Origin of the sequence: Oribacterium sp. KHPX15 (assembly GCF_900107835.1) — a bacterium.
In the GTDB taxonomy this organism is placed as follows: Bacteria; Bacillota; Clostridia; order Lachnospirales; family Lachnospiraceae; genus Oribacterium.
Window position 1 is genome coordinate 1 of the sequence record NZ_FNRG01000060.1, and the last position, 5,944, is coordinate 5,944.

The 5,944-nt window shown below is 37.4% G+C and carries 6 protein-coding genes; 4 read left to right on the top strand and 2 right to left on the bottom strand.

The annotated features are described in order from the left end of the window. Both BLV86_RS16875 and BLV86_RS16880 read left to right on the top strand, forming a co-directional pair. A partial coding sequence (locus BLV86_RS16875; RefSeq protein ID WP_139297963.1) for a CAP domain-containing protein occupies window positions 1-273 on the top strand: 273 nt, incomplete at its 5' end. A gap of 184 nt (window positions 274-457) precedes the next feature. After that, window positions 458-844 (top strand): hypothetical protein, encoded by a 387-nt coding sequence (locus BLV86_RS16880; protein ID WP_090819898.1) that lies wholly within the window; start codon window positions 458-460, stop codon window positions 842-844. 111 nt (window positions 845-955) lie between these two features. Here the strand turns inward: BLV86_RS16880 and BLV86_RS16885 are convergent, their stop codons facing one another. Next, the gene (locus tag BLV86_RS16885) at window positions 956-1,882 is read right to left on the bottom strand and encodes a LysR family transcriptional regulator (RefSeq protein ID WP_090819901.1); all 927 of its coding nucleotides are present in this window, start codon (window positions 1,880-1,882) and stop codon (window positions 956-958) included. 247 nt (window positions 1,883-2,129) lie between these two features. Here BLV86_RS16885 and BLV86_RS16890 point away from each other — a divergent pair, with 247 nt between their 5' ends. After that, complete coding sequence (locus BLV86_RS16890; RefSeq protein WP_090819904.1) at window positions 2,130-3,431, top strand: SLC13 family permease; 1,302 nt, start codon at window positions 2,130-2,132, stop codon at window positions 3,429-3,431. Window positions 3,432-3,468: 37 nt separating this feature from the next. Beyond that, a complete protein-coding gene (locus BLV86_RS16895; protein WP_090819907.1) occupies window positions 3,469-4,374 on the top strand; it encodes an alpha/beta hydrolase in 906 nt (301 codons plus the stop codon). Between the two features lie 78 nt (window positions 4,375-4,452). On the opposite strand, the gene BLV86_RS16900 is transcribed toward BLV86_RS16895, so the two are convergent. Then, window positions 4,453-5,442 (bottom strand): PstS family phosphate ABC transporter substrate-binding protein, encoded by a 990-nt coding sequence (locus BLV86_RS16900; protein ID WP_175456597.1) that lies wholly within the window; start codon window positions 5,440-5,442, stop codon window positions 4,453-4,455. Window positions 5,443-5,944: the final 502 nt, after the last annotated feature.

Consider the following 5,944-nt stretch of genomic DNA (forward strand, 5'->3'; position numbering starts at 1 on the left):
CTTGAGACAACATCAGTAGTAAGAGCAAACGAGATCACAACTAAGTTCTCACACACAAGACCGGACGGAACAGACTGGTACACAGTAAATGCAGATCTTCAGTACGGCGAGAACCTTGCAGAAGGCTACAACACAGCAGACGAAGTAGTAAACGCATGGATGGCATCACCTACACACAGAGCAAACATCTTAAAGCCTGACTTCACAACTTGCGCAATCTCAACAACAACTCAGAACGGCAGAACATACTGGGCACAGGAATTCGGAATCTGATAAAAAAATAATAAACCTCTCCTTATAAAATATACCTCCATACTTAGAAGGCCTCATCAGAATTGATCTGATGGGGTCTTTTATTTTGGTAATCACTTTCCATAATTTAACCAGAAAAATTAATAAGTCATTTAGAGATGTAGCTATTCAGAAAAGTCTCAAAGGACATACGGAAAGGAGAAAAATGGATAGGGTATTAGAAAGGCTTAACTACTTAATTTCAGACAGGAAAGACGAATATGAATCATCACTTCAACAGTGGTATAAGGAATCCAGGTACTATAAGGAGCCTACATTAAAAGAACTATTCGGAGAATCAATAGGAAACGATATATCAAAATTCAAGACAGCACTTGAACAGGGGGATGATATTTCTTGTTTTGTATCTTACTTTGATGATGAAGCCAAGAACTATGGAAAAAGCTGGTACGATGAGGATTTAAACTGCATTAGACCAGGATACGAATTTGAAGCAAAGGTCTGCTTCAACCTTCGAAATATTGCTGCACAGGCCATAGGCGTTCCTGAGGCGAGATGGGAAAACTATTATGAAGGATACGGAAGGGCCTGATGAAACCCTAAATAAACGCAAAAAAGCAGTGGTGTCACTGCTTTTTTTAATTATATAAAAGCATTGAGAATTTACCTGTCGCATTCTCTATTTTCAAAATAGGAACCGATATCATTTAATATTTATCTCATTATTAAGTACTATTGGATAGAATTCTTTCATTTTATTAATTAAAAACCAATCAGCCTGGGTAAGATAGGCATCTTTTCTATAGGTTATAGATAGCCCAAAAGTTTCGGGCCAGGGTAAATGAAAATATGTTAGTCCAATATTCGGAAGGCACATAGCTTTAGGTAAAAAAGTAAGTGCAATGCCTTTCTGTGCAAAGGAACGTGCCATGGAGATGGTTGAGCACTCAAACATTATATGAGGATGGATATGTGCTTTTTCGAAATATATATCTGTAATTTCTCTTATCAGGCTGCTCTGGTTCATCAGAATAAATTGTGACGATTTAAATTTTTCAAGAGAAACCGGAGCATCATTTGAGGTGTTCACAGTAGCTGAATCATCAGTAATCATTGAATCAGGAACAGCTAACAGTATCTCCGATTCGTTTAAGATGATGTGCTCCAGCCCCAGGGAACGATTATGAAAAGCACACCATGCAAAGTCGATTACTCCTTCGTGAAGGTATGTATATAGTTGACGGGCATTGGCTTCCTTTAATGTTATATCGTAAGCAGGATATTTTTTGTAGAATTCTGGATAGACAGCCTGAAAGACTTTTTGACCATATCCCGGTGTAATGCCAATATTCAATGTTCCTTTTGTATTGTCATTGAAGTCTCGCAGTATGCTATTGCATTCATGGGATAGGAGTAGGATCTTACGAGCGTATTTCACATATAATTCTCCCATTGAAGTTAATACCATTTGATTGTTAAGCCGTTTAAAAAGAGGTCCTCCAAGTTCTTTTTCAAGATTTAGAAGACTGTAGTTTAATGCGGAACGGGTAATGAATAGTTTATCGGCTGCACGAGAAAGGTTTCCGCTATCAGCAATAGCGACTATATATTCTAACTGTTTAAAATCCATGATATGACCTCTTAAATAGTATAAGATCCATGTTGCTGTGAATTTTATTCACTGAAATCAAAAAAACAATGAACTTTATAAACAATACAACTGATTGTATATTTAAGTCAATAAAATATGGTCATTTGGCAGATGTTTTGTGAAAACTGCCAAATATTGCCGGGTATTTTTATACTAAGAAACTGATGTAATGATGAACGGTTCTGGTGTGGTAAAATAGCTGGCGTTCAAAAAGAAAGGGGCTTATATGGGAGAATCTTTGGTTCTTGGCATCGTTCTTGGAGTAATGGTGCTATTTGTTGTCATGATGTTGTCTGGACGGTTCAGTTTTGGGCTTATAGGTCTAAGCTGTATTGCCATATTGGTACTGTCAGGAGCTGCACCGATGGAACAGGCTTTGTCCGGTTTTTATGACAAAAATGTGGTGATGCTTGCAGGAATGTTTGCCATAGCAGGAATGCTTGGTAAGACGAGACTTGTGGAAAGTATCAAGACAAAACTCACTTCTGGACAGGAATCTGGGAAAGGGGATCTCAGAATAGTTTTGTCATTGTTAGTCATAGCTGTTATCCTGGCTCAGTTCATGACTTCTCAGTCATCAATCATTATGATAATGATGAGTTTCATGATGGGAATCTGTGAAGAATCTGAAGAGATAAAGCTTTCACGTATCCTGTTGCCTCTTACATTTGTAATGACTGCATTTATGGGTAAATTCCCTGTGGGATCTACAGGTGTTACTACATATCTTATGCTCAATCAGTTCATAGAAGCATCCGGAAGTAATCAGATGCTTGATGTATTAAGCCTTATGAAATGTACACTTATACCTGGTATCATTGGACTTTTGTACTGTGCATTCACTTATAAGATGCTTCCTAAAAAAGATGTAGATACATCCGCATTTAAGACAAACAAAAAGGGTGATGATGAAAAGCTTGATAAAAAACATGAAATGATTGTGTATATTGGATTTATTATCGCGGTTGCAGGTCTTTTCCTTAGTGCACAGCTTGGTGCAAGGGCAATGTTCATTCCAGTTGCCATTTGTATCATTATGATTTTCACAGGTACCATGAAAGAGAACTATTTCCTTAATTCACTTATTCATGGTCCGGTACCTATGTGTGCGACCATATTAGGTATTGCAAATGTTCTTACTGCTTCAGGCGCTGGTGACATCATCGGAAATGGTGTTCTTAAAATTTTGGGTGGAAACCCAAGTCCGCTGATGATTGTTTCAGTATTCGCATTTGTGACTATCATAACAACATCATTTATTTCTAATACCGCAACTTTCATGGTGCTTGTTCCTATTGCATGCAGTGTTTGTGCTGCAGCCGGATACGATCCCAGAGCTGCTGTTGTTGCATGTTTCTCATGCTCACTTTTATCAGTTCTTACTCCAATGGCAAATACGGGATCGGCAATCACATATTCAGCCTGCAATTTGAGTGTAAAGAATACATTCTTGTGGGCATTCCCATGTGCGCTTATCTGCACTGTGGCAACTATCGCTAATTGTCTTTATGTATATCCGATGAGATAGAGAATGGATGAATAATATCGAATTACGGAGGAAATAGATGCTTCAGTTATCAAAAGAAAAGAAATCAGAATATGCCGCAATGCTTAGGATGCCATCCAATCTTCCAGATGAATTTCCTGCAGACTATTTTGATATTATATACGATGTAAATGTTTCAGAATTATATATTGAAAGCTATGATGGTTTTCCTGTAGAAGTATATCGCTATGATTCAAAAGACAGGGAAGAAAACTGCATCCTATATATAAATATTCATGGTGGCGGATTTGTTCAGCCGCATACAAAGAATGATAGTGCATTCAGTGCGTATTTAGCAAAAAGATTAAAATGTACTGTACTTGATGTAGATTATAGATTGGCTCCAGAATATCCGTATCCTACAGGATTAAATGATGCTTATGCAGTCTATGAATGGGCTAGAATACATGCAGAAGAGTTAGGTTGTGATCCGGAAAAAATCGTAGTAGGTGGAAACAGTTCCGGAGGACAGTTTGCGGCAGGAGTTACCATGAAAGCAATTGAACAGGGAGAGATTATTCCTGCAGCCTGTGCGATGTTGTATCCGGTTTGTTCTCTGGAGGATGTAAGTGATGTCGATGAAAATGCAGATCTTGAAGAACTTGGCAATCGTGGAAAGCTTTATAATCTTCTTTATTGTACTAAAGATTCAGATTTTGACGACCCTTATGTAAGTCTGTTAAAAGCTGGGCCGGATAAATTAGAAAAATTCCCACCACTAATCATGATCACTGGTGGTAAGGATATTCTTGCACCTGGAGGACAGGAGTTTGCTGAACATGTAAATGCATCTTCAGGTTCCAAGGTTGTGTCACGTTGTTTTCAGAACAGTAAACATGGGTTCATGGTTCGTTGCCTTGGGAATGAATGGAAAGATGCAAGAGAGATGTTATACAGTGAACTAGAAAAATTGTTGGTAAGATGATAATTTGAAGTATATCTTTCAACCTGTATAATTTATATTAACACCTCACAAGAACAAATATTGTGAGGTGTTTTCTGTTTACCGCGAATCTATCGCCACATAACCACACCCTTCTATGAGTCTTTGCCCTTCCGGAGACAGAATCCAATCCACAAGTTTTTTGACATTTGGATTCGGATTGTCTTTTCGGTAAGCGACATAAAAACTTGATGTTAGAGGATACAGTCCGTTTCTAATACTTGAAGCATCGGGATATATGCCGTTTACTGCAAGCATCTTAACATTATCATTTGCCACCATCCCTGAAAGATAGTACCTGAATGAATAACCGATGGAGGCACCGAATACAGCAAATATACCGCGGCTCTTAATCATATCGTTTTCCATGAATTTTTCCATCATGGTCTGGCTTCCGGAATTCTTTATTCTAAGAAGCGGATTAATAATCCTGTCTGGACCGCCTACGTCTTTCCAGTTTGTTATATTACCCCTATAGATTCCTCTTATCTCATCTATGGTTAAACTTTCTACGGGATTATTTTTGTTGACAAAAAATACGAAAGCTTCCAGGCCAACTGGTACAAGCTCAATTTCTATTCCTTTTTCTTTTGCAGTATTCAGCTGATTTTCAGACGGGTGTGCTGTGAAAAAGAGATCAACAGAACCGTCTAAAAGAGCATCGAATCCACGGATAGTGTTTTGATATTGCATGACACTATCTTCAGCGAAATTCTCGCCGTACTTGTTATCGTCTGAAAATGTGCCGCCTTCATAGGTAACAGAACCTTCCGGATAAACTGAATCTATGATTGAAGCATACACAGGAACAAGAGCAGCCGCACCATCTAGTACTGGAAGATCATCATCATTAGAAAAATGCAAAGAGGAACCTGTTTTTGCAAGGTCAGATGTTTCTTCAAAAGGAATATATTTTGCAACATCAACCATTTTTGTCTGAGATACGCCGCTGTAGTTATTTTCTAGACGAGAGGTGAGGGTGATATATAAAAAGACATTAACAAAAACAAAGAAGCTAATGACAGCTATGATGATAACAGTTTTTCTCATGGCCATAGCTCCTTTGAAATGAAATATATTATAGATGAATGCTCGTAAGTATAATAGATATAGGCTGCGTGAAGTGCTGTAATAATGACTCCGGTAGCAACTATACACAGTATCAGTTTTATAAAAGTTTTGTCGCTCATATCTGCAAGTTTTTAGAAATTAATATTGGAATAATAGGATTTGAAAAGTTTCAACATAGTCACATGTTCTGTACCATCGCAATCGTTAGCAAAAGTAAAAGAATAGAAAGTATGATTACAGTCATCATTAATCCGAAACTTATAATAAAAAGAACGGTTATCCAGGTCTTTCGTTTCCTTCCTTCTTCTTTGGCTTTATTTCCATCCAAAATAAACAGACTTAATGAGCAGATGAAAAAAATAAGGAAAGGCGCAAACCACAAAAGGAAAGAATTCATTTTTTAAAATCCTCCAAAAACATAATACTGATATTATACATTAGTTAGCTTAATGTAAAAAATTAATCACTGAGAAAAACGGAA